The organism is Azospirillum agricola, assembly GCF_020005195.1.
Classification (GTDB): Bacteria; Pseudomonadota; Alphaproteobacteria; order Azospirillales; family Azospirillaceae; genus Azospirillum; species Azospirillum agricola.
The window spans coordinates 132,956-145,679 of record NZ_JAIFZR010000006.1 but is presented as its reverse complement, the minus strand read 5'-3'; the positions used below and the strand labels follow the sequence as shown (position 1 = coordinate 145,679).

General features: G+C 66.2%; 14 protein-coding genes. 6 read left to right on the top strand and 8 right to left on the bottom strand.

Annotated features, from left to right (window positions below):
* Positions 1 to 212 precede the first annotated feature (212 nt).
* The 5 genes from JN22_RS29605 (at position 213) to JN22_RS29585 (ending at position 5,188) form a co-directional block, all read left to right on the top strand.
* The gene (locus JN22_RS29605; RefSeq protein WP_085557507.1) at positions 213 to 692 is read left to right on the top strand and encodes a hypothetical protein; all 480 of its coding nucleotides are present in this window, start codon (positions 213 to 215) and stop codon (positions 690 to 692) included.
* Between the two features lie 255 nt (positions 693 to 947).
* A complete protein-coding gene (locus tag JN22_RS29600) occupies positions 948 to 1,505 on the top strand; it encodes a cupredoxin domain-containing protein (protein ID WP_085557506.1) in 558 nt (185 codons plus the stop codon).
* A gap of 11 nt (positions 1,506 to 1,516) precedes the next feature.
* Complete coding sequence (locus JN22_RS29595; protein WP_085557505.1) at positions 1,517 to 3,289, top strand: copper resistance system multicopper oxidase; 1,773 nt, start codon at positions 1,517 to 1,519, stop codon at positions 3,287 to 3,289.
* Positions 3,290 to 3,302: 13 nt separating this feature from the next.
* The gene (locus JN22_RS29590; RefSeq protein WP_085557504.1) at positions 3,303 to 4,058 is read left to right on the top strand and encodes a copper resistance protein B; all 756 of its coding nucleotides are present in this window, start codon (positions 3,303 to 3,305) and stop codon (positions 4,056 to 4,058) included.
* A 197-nt stretch (positions 4,059 to 4,255) separates the two neighbouring features.
* Positions 4,256 to 5,188, top strand: a complete 933-nt coding sequence (locus tag JN22_RS29585) for an SAM-dependent methyltransferase (protein WP_143268772.1) — start codon at positions 4,256 to 4,258, stop codon at positions 5,186 to 5,188.
* Positions 5,189 to 5,196: 8 nt separating this feature from the next.
* On the opposite strand, the gene JN22_RS29580 is transcribed toward JN22_RS29585, so the two are convergent.
* The 8 genes from JN22_RS29580 to copM all read right to left on the bottom strand — a co-directional run bounded on the left by JN22_RS29580 (position 5,197) and on the right by copM (position 11,995).
* Positions 5,197 to 6,057 (bottom strand): trypsin-like serine protease, encoded by an 861-nt coding sequence (locus JN22_RS29580; protein WP_085557502.1) that lies wholly within the window; start codon positions 6,055 to 6,057, stop codon positions 5,197 to 5,199.
* Positions 6,058 to 6,313: 256 nt separating this feature from the next.
* Positions 6,314 to 8,698, bottom strand: a complete 2,385-nt coding sequence (locus JN22_RS29575) for a heavy metal translocating P-type ATPase (protein WP_085557501.1) — start codon at positions 8,696 to 8,698, stop codon at positions 6,314 to 6,316.
* A 9-nt stretch (positions 8,699 to 8,707) separates the two neighbouring features.
* Positions 8,708 to 9,166 (bottom strand): c-type cytochrome, encoded by a 459-nt coding sequence (locus JN22_RS29570; RefSeq protein WP_143268765.1) that lies wholly within the window; start codon positions 9,164 to 9,166, stop codon positions 8,708 to 8,710.
* Between the two features lie 17 nt (positions 9,167 to 9,183).
* A complete protein-coding gene (locus JN22_RS29565; RefSeq protein WP_085557500.1) occupies positions 9,184 to 10,047 on the bottom strand; it encodes a F510_1955 family glycosylhydrolase in 864 nt (287 codons plus the stop codon).
* A gap of 137 nt (positions 10,048 to 10,184) precedes the next feature.
* Positions 10,185 to 10,472, bottom strand: a complete 288-nt coding sequence (locus JN22_RS29560) for a DUF2933 domain-containing protein (RefSeq protein WP_223677968.1) — start codon at positions 10,470 to 10,472, stop codon at positions 10,185 to 10,187.
* A gap of 128 nt (positions 10,473 to 10,600) precedes the next feature.
* The gene (locus JN22_RS29555) at positions 10,601 to 10,990 is read right to left on the bottom strand and encodes a hypothetical protein (protein ID WP_085557499.1); all 390 of its coding nucleotides are present in this window, start codon (positions 10,988 to 10,990) and stop codon (positions 10,601 to 10,603) included.
* A gap of 217 nt (positions 10,991 to 11,207) precedes the next feature.
* On the bottom strand, positions 11,208 to 11,516 hold the full coding sequence (locus JN22_RS29550; protein ID WP_179166297.1) for a heavy-metal-associated domain-containing protein: 309 nt from the start codon (positions 11,514 to 11,516) through the stop codon (positions 11,208 to 11,210).
* 74 nt (positions 11,517 to 11,590) lie between these two features.
* The gene (gene copM, locus JN22_RS29545; RefSeq protein WP_085557599.1) at positions 11,591 to 11,995 is read right to left on the bottom strand and encodes a CopM family metallochaperone; all 405 of its coding nucleotides are present in this window, start codon (positions 11,993 to 11,995) and stop codon (positions 11,591 to 11,593) included.
* Between the two features lie 19 nt (positions 11,996 to 12,014).
* On the opposite strand from copM, the gene JN22_RS29540 reads away from it, so the two are divergent.
* Positions 12,015 to 12,701, top strand: a complete 687-nt coding sequence (locus tag JN22_RS29540) for an HAD-IC family P-type ATPase (RefSeq protein ID WP_223677979.1) — start codon at positions 12,015 to 12,017, stop codon at positions 12,699 to 12,701.
* Positions 12,702 to 12,724 lie beyond the last annotated feature (23 nt).

Here is a 12,724-nt window from a genome sequence, read left to right as displayed (position 1 = left end):
GGCCTCTTCCATGGCGTGGTCGCGCTTCCCGTACGATCGCTGGCGCCGCGCGCCCGCCGTCCCACGGCGAACCGGAGCGCACCCTCGAGGTCGTCGCGGATGCGACGACGCGTCCGTCCGCTCGAGGGGCCGGGGGCCAACATGGGCCCGGCGGACGAGACCGCGCAACGCCGACCGTTCCACTGTCGCGCCGGTCGGGCGGCGCTCCACGAATGAGCGTTGGACCACAGCGGGGCCTGCGCGGCGCGGGCTTCATCGCGGCCGCTCTGCTCGGCATGCTGCTGGCTTGGGCCGGAGGCGCCCTGCTCGTGGCCCCGGTCGCCGCCATGACCGGCTCGGTTGCTGCCATGGCGGGTGCTTCCGCCGAGGCCGCGCCCGATTTCGCTGCGGATGCCCTTCCCGATGACGATGGCGTGGACCAGCGTGACCCGGACGACGACCGCGCCGAAAGCGCCGGTACGTCGCACGCCAACTGCGGCATGGTCGCATGCTCCATGCTGGTGCCTGGACCGAGCCGGCTTCCCATGACATCGGCCGCCTGGGCCCGCGCCCGTACCGCCATGGTGATCGACGCCTGCCACGACGGCCGGTCGATCTCGCCGCCCCAGCGGCCTCCGAAGGCCATGGCCTGCCGCCCGGAGCCGCGAGCCCACGCGGAGCTGGGCTGTCCGGGCTCGTCGCCGATGAGGTAAGAACTGGGATCGCGAGACCACGGCCCTCCGCGTGCCCAAACGCGCCTCGCGCGTAGGGCATTCGCTTCCAGCGCGTGGGTCGTGGACCTCGCATCCGGCCCTCACCCCGCCGAGGAATGCCCTCGTCCCGTCGTCACCGCGGCGCCTCGCCCGTTGCCTCCCTCCACCACCGCACACCACTGCGACCGGCCGATCGCGCCGCGTCCGTCCTCGGTGTGCCCTTGTTTGTCTTCCACAAAACCAAAGGACCCTTCCATGCGTTTCAGCCCCCGTACCCTGACCACCGCCTCCCTGATGGCTGGCGTGGCTTTGCTGTCCCTCCCGGGCCTCGCCTTTGCCGGCGCGGGCGAACCCGGCCACGGGCACGCCGCCATTGGCGAACCGGCGAAGGCCTCCGCGGCCAAGCGGGTCGTGCAGGTTGAGCTGGGTGACAACTATTACAAGCCGGAATCGCTTTCGGTGAAGGCGGGTGAAACGGTTCGCTTCGTTCTCAAGAACAAGGGCGACTTCCTGCACGAGTTCAACATCGGCACCGCTAGCATGCATGCCGCCCATCAGAAGGAGATGGCGATGATGGTCGAGCACGGCATGCTGACGCCGACGGGCATCAACACGAGCATGAGCGGCATGGACCATTCCAAGATGGGCATGGCCGGAATGAAGCACGATGACCCCAACAGCGTGCTCGTTGGACCGGGCGAAACCAAGGAGCTGACCTGGAAGTTCACCACGGAGACCGCCCTGGAGTTCGCCTGCAACATGCCGGGGCATTACGAGTCCGGCATGGTCGGCAAGGTCGCCTTCACCCGCTGACGGAGGACGCCATGAACACGGCATCGCGCGGGCTTTCCCGCCGCGATGCCCTCAAGCTCGCCGGATTGGCAGGGCTTGCGGGCGTCGTGACTCTCTATCCCGAGCGCCGCGCCTTCGCGACGGCGCATCAGACGCTTGATCTGGCGATCGAGCGCACCCGCCTGACGGTCGACGGCGCCGCCAGCCGCGGCATCGCCATCGGCGGTTCCATCCCGGCCCCGACGCTCCGTTGGCGCGAAGGGCAGGAGGTGGTGATCCATGTGACCAACAGGCTGGACGAGCCGACCTCGATCCACTGGCATGGCCTGCTGCTGCACGGCGTCATGGACGGCGCGCCCGGCTTCAACGGCTACCAGCCGATCATGCCGGGCGAGACCTACACCTACCGCTTCCAGCTGCGCCAAGCGGGCACCTACTGGTACCACAGCCACTCCGCCGGCCAGGAACAGGAGGGCATGTACGGCGCCATCGTCATCGAACCGGCCGAGCGCGATCCCGTCCGGGCCGATCGCGACTATGTCGTGGTGCTGTCCGACCACACGCCGGAGCGGCCCGACGCGGTGCTCCGGAAGCTCAAGCTCGGAAGCGTGAGCGAGGGGTATTACAATCGTTCCAAGCGGACCCTGTCCGACTTCTTCCGTGACGCCGAGCGGGATGGCTTCGACGCCACCCTGCGCAATCGCCTCGACTGGGGCGACATGCTGATGGAGCCGACCGATCTGGCCGACGTGACCGGCTACAGCTTCCTGGTCAACGGCAAGGGACCACAGGACAACTGGACGGCGCTCTTCAAGCCGGGAGAGCGCGTCCGGCTCCGCATCATCAACGCCTCGGCGATGACGATCTTCGACCTCCGCATTCCGGGCTTGCCCATGACGGTGGTGGCGGCCGACGGGCAAAACGTGGTGCCGGTGAAGGTCGACGAGTTCCGCTTCGGCGTCGGCGAGACCTACGATGTCCTCGTCCTGCCGCAGGAGGACAAGGCCTTCACCCTCTTCGCCGAGCCGATCGACCGCACCGGCTTCGCCCGGGCGACGCTCGCTCCCCGCGAAGGGATGTCGGGCGACATTCCCGCTCGCCGCCCGCGCACGGTTCTGACCATGGCCGACATGGGCATGGACCACGGCTCCATGGCGGGGATGGACCACGGATCGATGGCGGGCATGGACCACGGATCGATGAAAGGGATGGATCACAGCGCCATGATGGGCATGGGCACCGGATCGATGCCCGGCATGGACCACAGTGCCATGCCGGGCATGAACCATGGCGCCATGGCCGGTATGGATCAAGGGATGGCCAAGGCCTCGGATCGGGCGCTTGGCTGGGCGGACGCCGCGACCCCGCCAGGCACCAAGGCGCTGTCCTACGCGGATCTGAAAGCCTTCTCGAAGACCCGCGACCTTCGCGAGCCCACCCAGGAAATCGTCGTGCGGCTGACGGGCATGATGTCCCGCTACATCTGGACCCTGAACGGCGCGAAGTTCGACCAGGGCACGCCGATCCGAGTGGCGTACGGCGACCGCATCCGCATCCGCTTCGTGAACGAGACCATGATGGCCCACCCCATGCATCTGCATGGGATGTTCGTGGAGCTCGAAAACGGTCAGAAGGACCGCTTGCCCAAGAAGCACGTCGTTCTCGTTCCTCCGGGACAGACGACCTCGGTGCAGTTGACCGCGAACGAGCCCGGGGAATGGCCGTTCCACTGCCATCTGCTTTACCACATGGCCTCGGGCATGATGACGCGGTTCATCGTCGAGCGCCGCACGGCCAGCCTCTGACAGGAAGCGACGCATGCGCATGATCACATCGGGCCTGAGACAGGCTCTGCTCCTGGCCGGGGCCCTCACGCTGGCGGTGACGGCGACCGCGGCCAACGCGGCCGACCCGTCCCACGCCCAACAGTTCCACGAGGAACCGGCGATCCTGTCGACCCTGCTGGTCGACCGCCTCGAGCACCGCTGGAAGGACGGTGAAAACACGCTCGACTGGGACCTCAAGGGGTTCATCGGTGGCGACACCGACAAGCTCTGGCTCAACGCGAAAGGCAGCAAGCCGGTCGAGGGGGGAGCCGAGAAGGCCGAGTTCCAGCTTCTGTACAGCCGCTTGGTGTCGGAGTTCTGGGACGTCCAGGTCGGTGTGCGTCACGACGTGCGGCCCCAGCCGCAGACAACCTACGCCGTTGCCGGCTTTCAGGGGTTGGCACCCTATTTCTTCGACGTCAACGCTCAGGCTTTTCTGAGTGAGGACGGCGCCCTGAGCGCCCGGCTCGAGGCCGAGTACGACCTGCTCATCACGCAGCGTCTGATCCTCCAGCCGGTCGCCGAGATGAATGTGTCGGCGCGGCGGGTCCGGGAGCTCGATCTCGGTCGCGGCATCACCGACATCGAGCTCGGCTTGCGGCTGCGCTACGAGGTGGCGCGGGAGTTCGCGCCGTACATCGGGGTCAATTGGGAGCGCAAGCTCGGCGAGACCGCCGACATCACGCGGCGGCACGGCGAGGACGCAAGCGCGGTGTCGTTCGTCACCGGCGTTCGCTTCTGGTTCTAAGCCTTCGCGGGCTGGGTGTTGTATTCGCCCAGCCCGCTCCCGCACGGCCCTTCACGCCGTGCCCAAACCCCGGGTACAGACTGGTCGTCTTCCCATCCCCTGTTCGACCATCGGCATGCCCGTGATCTGCCTGTCAAGCAAAGCGTGAACGACCCGATCGGCGTCACGCGATCGTTTTGAAGGAAAGGGCCTCGATCATGACACCCAGCGAGAAGAAACTGATCCGCCTGCGTCAGGCCCGGACGTTGGAGGACTTGCGCACGTCGTTCCCGCGTGACTGGCGCATCGTGCAGCACAGGATCAGCGACATTCTCGAACGCGGAAAACCGCAGGATTTGGCGGAATTCACCAAGCGTACCATAGAACATCATCAAGCGCTGATCGTAGTACTCGGCCAGAGTCGCCCCAACGATCTGGACTATGAAAGTCATTTATCGCGCTTTGCGCAAGTCAGAATGGCTGCGTTGGTCATTAAAGATTTATCACGCTTCGCCGGGAAAAATATGAAATCGCCGAAGCTGGGACGGATTGATCAATTTTTGATGGGCAATCTGTTGTTCCTTGACGGATTTCAGCGAAAACCGGTGTCGATGTTTTGGTTCCGATTGATATGGGCGATGATCCGGCAACGGGACATGCTCATGCCTCTGGTGGAGCCCAAAGGCATCTATTGTTTCTATTCCAAAGAGCTCATAACGCGGCTGGCGGGGCTGATCGGCTCGCGTCCCTGCCTGGAAATCGCCGCCGGAGACGGCACCTTGACCCGATTCCTGCAGGACGCCGGCGTGTCGATCATCGCGACGGACAACCACAGTTGGCATTCCTCCGTGACATACCCCGACAGCGTCACCAAACTGGATGCTCGTGCGGCGCTGCGGATGCACAAGACCAAGGTGGTCTTGTGCTCGTGGCCCCCGGCCAACAACGCTTTCGAGCGGTTCGTCTTCGAAGCCAACCAGGTCGAGCTCTATCTTGTCATCGGCAGCCGGTATGACTTCGCGTCGGGCAATTGGCGCGATTACCGCCGGCAGACCAATTTCACCGTGACCCACGACTTGGAACTGAGCCGTCTGGTGCTGCCTCCGGAGTTGGGCTGCGCGGTGTACCGGTTTGAACGAAAGGCCGCGTGACGGGACCGCTATCCCAGATCGGCTCCGCTCAAGATCGGCGACGACGGCTTGGACGATCGGGGTGGTTCCAGCCACGTGGCGAATCCGGAGCCGTGCATACCGAGCACTTCATCGATCCATTGCCGGTACGGCGTCAGATCGGTCATCCCCAGTCGATGGGAGCAGACACGAGGTCCGTAACTCAACAGGCTGCGGCTGATGATCGCCAACACGGCCAGACCTCCCGAGGGGATGTGCAAGTAAAGCGGGGCCCCTGAATCCCCATCGCATCCGCTGCCGTCCTTGGTTTCCAGCAGAAACTCCGTCTTTCCCCATGTCCAGAGCTCGGCCTCCAGGTCGAGGTGGCGCAAGTGTCCCGCCCCCGACGCGACCGACCAGGTCGCGCTTCCATATCCCGCCAGAATGCCGTGGAACCCTTGGCCCGGCCCAACAAGACCGCTGCCGGTGCCGGCCGTCCTATCCAACAGCACGGCTGGCCGGTAGGAGGCGGGAACGGGAGCGGCCAAAAGGAGCAGCGCCAAATCGCCACGATCGACCGGCGCTTGCCGCCGGGCGATCCAGCCTGGATAGGGGATGGACCGCAGAACCGGTCGCGCCATGTCCTGTCCGGCCCGACCGCGTGCCGGCACGTCGAACAGCACGCGTATCGTGTCGTCCGCGGTCGCGCAGTGTGCCGCGGTCAAAACGGCTGTCGTCGTGATGATGACGCCGCTGCAGAGTTCGGAGGTTCCATGGTTGTAGAGGGCGACCGTGCTGGCTGCAAACGCCGCTCCGTTCGGCGCCGCGCGACCGCCTTCGATCGCGCGCGCCGAAGCCGGCGCGAACGCGAGGACCATCAGGATGACGTGCAACGCAGACGTGAACCTCATGAACGGTCACTCCGTTACGAAGCGGCACCTGTCATCCCCCGTCTGCGCCGACACCCACTATACATGTTTGAGACGTTCTTTTGAGGCTGCAAAAGCAGAGGGAGGATATCTCTATCGAGTCGGAATCGACCCTCATCCAGTGTGACGTGGGCTGAAACGACACAGGGCCGACGCCAGAGCGGTGCTGGTCCCGGCGGAACCGCCATGGCGCCGGACGCGCATCACCGCTCCATCCGGTGGGGCGTGACACCCGCCGCTAAAGGCGCAGTTGCCTCAACCGCAAGGCGTTGCCGACCACGGACACCGAACTCAAGGCCATCGCCGCGGCGGCGATGATCGGCGACAAGGTCCAGCCGAACAGGGGATAGAACACGCCCGCCGCGACCGGCACCCCCAGCGCGTTGTAAACAAACGCCAGAAAGAGGTTCTGTCGGATGTTCCGCATGGTCGCCCGGCTGAGCGTCCGCGCCCGCGCAATGCCCGCCAGATCGCCCTTGACCAAGGTGACGCCCGCGCTCTGGATCGCCACCTCCGTTCCGGTGCCCATGGCGACGCCGACGTCGGCCTCGGCGAGCGCCGGGGCATCGTTCACACCGTCACCGGCCATCGCCACCACGCGGCCCTGCGCCTTCAACCGCTTCACCACCTGGTTCTTGTCCTCGGGCAGAACCTCCGCCTCGATCTCGCCGATGCCCAGACGGCGCGCCACCGCCTCGGCGGTGGTCCGGTTGTCGCCGGTCAGCATCACGATGCGCACGCCGTCGGCCCGCAGCGTCTCCAACGCCTGCGGCGTGCTCGCCTTGATCGGATCGGCGACCGCGATGATTCCACCGGGCCCGCCGTCCACCGCGGCGTACAGCGCCGTGGCACCCTCGCGCCGCAGTTCGTCCGCGCGCGCCTCCAGTTCCCCGAGATCGATGCCCTGGTTCCGCATCATCGCGGCGTTGCCGAGGGACACCGCGCGGCCGCCCACCTCGCCGACCACCCCCTTGCCGGTGAGGGAATTGAAATTGGAGACGTCCTGCATCGGCAGACCGCGCTCCTTGGCGGAGGCGACGATGGCGGCGGCCAGAGGATGCTCACTCGACCGCTCCAGGCTTGCCGCCAACGACAGCAGGGTCGCCTCGTCCACTCCCGGCGCCGGGACCACGGCGGTCACCCGGGGCTTGCCCTCGGTGAGAGTCCCGGTCTTGTCGACAACCAGCGTGTCCACCGTCTCGAACCGCTCCAGGGACGCCGCGTCCTTGATGAGGACGCCGGCCGTGGCCCCCTTGCCGACGCTGACCATGATGGACATCGGGGTCGCCAACCCCAGCGCGCAGGGGCAGGCGATGATGAGCACCGACACGGCGGCAATCAGCGCGTAGGCAAAGGCGGGCGGTGGCCCCCAGATCATCCAGCCAAGGAATGCGAACACCGCCACACCGATGACGGCCGGGACGAAATAGCCGGAAACCACGTCGGCCATGCGTTGGATCGGCGCCCGGCTGCGCTGGGCCTCGGCCACCATGGTCACGATCCGCGACAGCATGGTGTCCGCGCCGACCTTGTCCGCCCGCATGACCAGCGCGCCGGTCTGGTTCACGGTGCCGCCGATCACCTTGGCGCCCGTTTCCTTCTCCACGGGCATGGACTCGCCGGTGACCATGGATTCGTCCACACTGCTGTGACCCTCCAGCACTTCGCCGTCGACCGGAACGCCGTCACCGGGCCGGAGGCGGAGCCGGTCTCCGACGTGAACCTGGTCCAAGGGGATGTCTTCGTCGTCCTCGCCGTCCCGGACACGGCGCGCGGTCTTGGGTGCAAGGTTCAGCAAGGCGCGGATGGCGCCGCCGGTCTGCTCACGGGCGCGAAGCTCGAGAACCTGTCCGAGCAGCACCAACACGGTGATGACCGCCGCGGCTTCGTAGTAGACCGCGACCAAACCCTCGGCGTTCCGGAACCCCGCGGGGAAGAGGCCGGGCAGGAACGTCGCGACCAAGCTGAAGCCGTACGCAACACCAACGCCGAGCGCGATCAGGCTGAACATGTTCAGACTGCGGTTGGCAAATGACCGCCAGCCGCGCTCCAGCAACGGCCAGCCCGCCCACAGCACCACGGGCGTCGCCAAGAAGACCTGGAGCCACAGGGACATTTGGGGAGAGATCAGGGCATGAAGTCCGAGTCCCGGAAGATGGGCGCCCAGTTCCAGAAGGATGAGCGGCACGGTCAAGACGGTGCCGATCCAGAACCGCCGGGTCATGTCCATGAGTTCCGGGTTCGGCCCGCCTTCCATCCCGGCCGTGACCGGCTCCAGCGCCATCCCGCAGATCGGGCAATTTCCCGGACCCTCCTGCCGGATTTGCGGGTGCATCGGGCAGGTGTAGATCACACCCTTTGACGGCACGACCTGCCCCGCCGGCTCCGGCTCAGCGGGTTTGGCGGCCGGCTTCAGGTACGGCTCGGGGGCCGCGACGAATGTGTCGTGGCAACGCGCCGAGCAGAAATGGAAGGTCCGGCCGCCATGCTCGGCGTGATGCGCGGTCCGCTCGGGATCGACCATCATGCCGCAGACGGGGTCCCTCACCGTAGCGCGATCATCGTGTTCGGTATGGAGGCTGCCCCCGGCGGGATGGACATGACCGTGATGCCGATCATTCATCGTCGTGCCTCATTTCTTAGCACGCTCGCTCATGGCGGCGTGGCGTTTGCGGGTTTCTTCAGGCCAGGAACTCTTGATGAAGGCGAGGACCGCCCAGATCTCGGCGTCGCTCAGCACATCGCCGAAGCTTGGCATGTCGCTTTCGTAGCCGGACGGGGCGAAGGCGGCGATGCCCCGCTTCGTTATCGCGAAGAGGTCGCTGTCGGGGTGGTGCCACGTGTGCCCGGAGGCGTCGTGCGGCGGCGCGGGCATGCGACCATCCGGCTTGCGGCGGCGCCACTCCGGTTGCCCCTCGAGGCGGGCGCCATGGCATGACGCACAACCCTCGGCATAGACCGCCGCCCCGCGGGCGACCTGCGCCGTGTCGCTCGGATCAGCCCCACCCGACGCACCGGCGTGCCACAGGACCGCGCCTGCGACGGCCGCCCCAAGCGCCAAACCGGCACCAATCCTCAATGCCCAAGCCATGGGAACAGCCCTCGACATCATGATCGGAACGGCTTCCAGCTTTTCCCGCCGTCCTGGCTGGCGAGGATCACGCTTTTGTCCGTCACGGCGTAGAGTCGCTCGGCGTTGGTCGGGTCCACCGCCAGATGCAGCAGGACGGCCTCGCCAAAGCTGTTGCTGACCGGTTGCCACGCCAAGCTCGGCTCGGTGGCCTTGAGCAACCCAACACCGATCTGAAAGGCGTAGGCGGTGCCGTCCTTGGTCGTCGCCACCATGGTCGCCGGGCGTTGCACGATGGATGCGGGTTGCCACGTCCTGCCCGCGTCGCGGCTCACCGTCAGGCCGCTGCGTGTGGCGGCATAAACGGTGTTCGGCTCCTTGGCCGAGGCGGCGAGGTCGAACAGGTCGGCGGGCGGTTTGCCGGTGACCTCCCAGCGCGTTCCACCGTCGCGGCTGACCTGGACGCTGCCGTAATAGCCGTACAGCACCGTCGGGTCGGCCGCGCTGACGTCCATGGCGTGGAAGTCCACCGGACCGCCGGCGCCCGAGGCGATCGGTGTCCAGGTTCTCGCTCCGTCCGTCGAGAGGAGAACCCCCAGGTTTCCACCCTTCTCCGGGTGGCCGCTGGCGAAGAAAGTGCCGGGCTGTGCAGGGTTCGGCGTGAAACCCATGTAGTCGTTGCGGTTGGTGGACACCCGAGTGGCGGTGTCGTCGGGATTGGTCCGGTACACGCCGAAATGGGAGGCGAGGTACAGCCGCGTCGGATCCGCCGGGTCCACGGCAATTCCGTGCAGATGAGACACTTCAGCCAGCCTCAGGGTTTCCTCGGCGCGAACCTGCGTGGTGGCGACCGCGCCGAAGAGGAGTGCGGCGGTTATCGCCAGTGTTTTCTTGGTGTTCATCGTGCGTCTCCGCGTTGACGGGTGCGACGCCTTCCCCCTGGTCATCGGATCGGTGGTGGGGGCGACGATTGAAGCCTTCACCGGGGCCATCGGCGATGGCCCGGCTCCCGGTTTGATGCTTGTGCGTGCCGAAGGCGTCATGGCGTGTCACCCTTGGTTGGACGGTTGGCGTCATCGCCGTTTCCGTCGTGTCCGCCATGCTCATGGCCACCGTGCATGAAGACATGCATCAGCGGGCACAGGAGCAAGAGCAGGAAGGGAAGCGCATCGAGCACACGGGTGACATGGAAAAGGGACAGGTACAGCGCCGCTAAAGCGACGGCCCCAAGCCCGGCCAGCCCGGCCCAGGTTCGATACCAAGGGGGGGGCGCCAGCGGTTTCAGCGCATGAAAGGAATGGTCCTGGGTCATGATCGTCTCCATCATCGGATTCGGGTTCCGGACGGCTCCATGGAGCGCCGGAAGCAGGCCGAAGAGCACGAAAGCCGAGGCCGACACCCTTCCCAAGCCAAAACTCAGGTCAGGCGCGCGGACGGACTCGTGGCATCAGGCGATCAGAGGGGAGGACGGAGCGCGGGCACGGTGCCGACGCCCTCCGGAGAGACGAGGGTCGGCGTGTGGCGCTCCCGTCCAAGCCGAGGAATGACGATCATGACGGAGCCGGCCAGCAGGCTGGGGTGCAGGGTGGCGCAATGGGCCACCCTGCAGCAGAGGCCGTCGCTGAGTGGCGGATGGCCGTCGCAAAGAGCCTGCTCATCACCCCGCTCGTGATCGCTGACGGTGCCAACGGTCGCCGTGGGATCGTCGAGTTCCGTGGCGAGTTGGGACATGGTGGTGTGTGGCATTAGGACGGCAGGGCCCGACGCGGCGTAAACGAACAGCGTCGCCACCATCAGCAGGCCAACCACCAGCCACTTGACCGTCAACCGCGCCTCGCGCCCCATGACGACCACCTTTCCCATACAGGCTGGACCAGGGGGAAGTGTCCCGACAGACCCAGCCACCAAACGCCTAGAACCCTTGATCAAACGCCGCAAGCCTTCGCAATGGCCTGGACACCGTGCGTTCCCAGCACCCTGAGAGGGCTGTGGCGAAATGCCGCTTGATCGCCATTGCCGAGCAAAGGGAACGCAATTCTCTCACCGGCCGCACGGCTGGTCCTCAGGCCGCGTGACAGCGTGAGCTCTGGGCAACGTCCCCTTCGGAGATCCGGTGAGGGGCGTCGCAAGCCGGTGCGGGCGATGAGGCTCCCTTGGTGCCGCTTGGCATCAGGCGGCAGTCTGAAACGTCGTAGCCGGCGTCCTCGATGGCTTTGCGAACAGCGCTTTCGTCGGCGTTGCCCTCGCTGGATACCACTCCGGTTGTCCCATCGACCGACGCGCGCTCGACCGACGGCAACGCTTCGACCGCTATGGTGACCGTCTGGGCGCAATGCCCGCAGATCATCCCATCCACCTTGAACCTCAGCACGGCATCCTCCGTGACGCGGAAAGCACCACCATCCGGTTTCCAGCGATGGGAAGGTCAAGAGCAAAAACACGCGGTCAGCGCTGGGCCTGTTGGGGAGGATGCCGATCGAGCCATTTGTCGAGCTGCTTGATCTCCTTGGTCTGGTCCTCAACCACTTTGCGCGCCATCTTTTTCAGCTCGGCGTCCTTGCCCTGTTCCAGTTCGATCCGGGCCATATCGATCGCTCCTTGGTGATGCGCGCGCATCATCGTCGCGAAGTCATGGTCAGGGTCGCCGGTCATCGGTTGCGCCATCATGGTCTGCTGCATCGTGTGCATGGTGTCCATCATGGCTTGTGATCCGGCTGCATTGGGCTTGGCGCTTTGCCCGTGCGTCATCCCTTGTGCAGCGTTTTGTTGCGCCAACACCGGTGCGGCGGTGGCCAAGGTAAGGACGAACGCCAAAGAGCTGGTCAGACGGACACACGATTTTGCAGGCATCGGTTTTCTCCTCGTGAGTATGCCACACGGCCAACGGCGTGACGGGAACGGCCGGACCGATAGGGCTTCAACCCAAACCGCGGTCTTGGCGTTCCAGACAGCAGCCCATCCTGGCCGCCATCCTCGCCTTCGCCGGCTGGCTGCCGTGGCCGACCCGATCAAGGCGAGCACGCCGCAGGCGTTGGAGACGCTGCGGGCCGACGGCGTGCGCATCGTCATGCTGAGCGGCGACAACCGGACCACCGTGGAGGCGGTGGCGCGGCGCCTTGGCATCGCCGAGGTCGAGGCCGAGGTTCTGCCCGACCAGAAGCATCGGATCGTGCGGAAGCTGAAGGCGGAAGGGCGCGTGGTCGCCATGGCGGGCGACGGCGGCAACGATGCCCCGGCGCTCGCCGAAGCGGACGTGGGGGTCGCCATGGGCACCGGAACGGAGGTGGCGATCCAGAGCGCCGGCGTGACGCTGGTGAAGGGCGACCTTGCCGGCATCGCCCGGGCCCGGGTGCTGAGCCGGGCGACCATGGGCAACATCCGGCAGAACCACTTCCTGGCCTTCGTCTACAACGCGCTCGGGGTGCCGGTGGCGGCCGGCGTCTTCTATCCCCTGTTCGGCTGGACCCTGAGCCCGATCATCGCCGCGGCCGCCATGGCGTTGAGCTCGGTCTCGGTCATCGGCAATGCGCTCCGTTTGCGCCTGACGAACCTCTAGGCACAGGCTGCCGCACAGAGCTC

What these genes read in the sequence shown, in the direction of transcription:
- JN22_RS29580 (WP_085557502.1), bottom strand. Translation starts at nt 6,057, where the DNA reads ATGAGGTTCACGTCTGCGTTGCACGTCATCCTGATGGTCCTCGCGTTC.
- JN22_RS29605 (WP_085557507.1), top strand. Translation starts at nt 213, where the DNA reads ATGAGCGTTGGACCACAGCGGGGCCTGCGCGGCGCGGGCTTCATCGCG.
- JN22_RS29585 (WP_143268772.1), top strand. Translation starts at nt 4,256, where the DNA reads ATGACACCCAGCGAGAAGAAACTGATCCGCCTGCGTCAGGCCCGGACG.
- JN22_RS29555 (WP_085557499.1), bottom strand. Translation starts at nt 10,990, where the DNA reads ATGGGGCGCGAGGCGCGGTTGACGGTCAAGTGGCTGGTGGTTGGCCTG.
- JN22_RS29590 (WP_085557504.1), top strand. Translation starts at nt 3,303, where the DNA reads ATGCGCATGATCACATCGGGCCTGAGACAGGCTCTGCTCCTGGCCGGG.
- JN22_RS29575 (WP_085557501.1), bottom strand. Translation starts at nt 8,698, where the DNA reads ATGAATGATCGGCATCACGGTCATGTCCATCCCGCCGGGGGCAGCCTC.
- JN22_RS29570 (WP_143268765.1), bottom strand. Translation starts at nt 9,166, where the DNA reads ATGGCTTGGGCATTGAGGATTGGTGCCGGTTTGGCGCTTGGGGCGGCC.
- JN22_RS29565 (WP_085557500.1), bottom strand. Translation starts at nt 10,047, where the DNA reads ATGAACACCAAGAAAACACTGGCGATAACCGCCGCACTCCTCTTCGGC.
- JN22_RS29600 (WP_085557506.1), top strand. Translation starts at nt 948, where the DNA reads ATGCGTTTCAGCCCCCGTACCCTGACCACCGCCTCCCTGATGGCTGGC.
- JN22_RS29595 (WP_085557505.1), top strand. Translation starts at nt 1,517, where the DNA reads ATGAACACGGCATCGCGCGGGCTTTCCCGCCGCGATGCCCTCAAGCTC.
- JN22_RS29560 (WP_223677968.1), bottom strand. Translation starts at nt 10,472, where the DNA reads ATGATGGAGACGATCATGACCCAGGACCATTCCTTTCATGCGCTGAAA.
- JN22_RS29540 (WP_223677979.1), top strand. Translation starts at nt 12,015, where the DNA reads ATGCCACACGGCCAACGGCGTGACGGGAACGGCCGGACCGATAGGGCT.
- copM (WP_085557599.1), bottom strand. Translation starts at nt 11,995, where the DNA reads ATGCCTGCAAAATCGTGTGTCCGTCTGACCAGCTCTTTGGCGTTCGTC.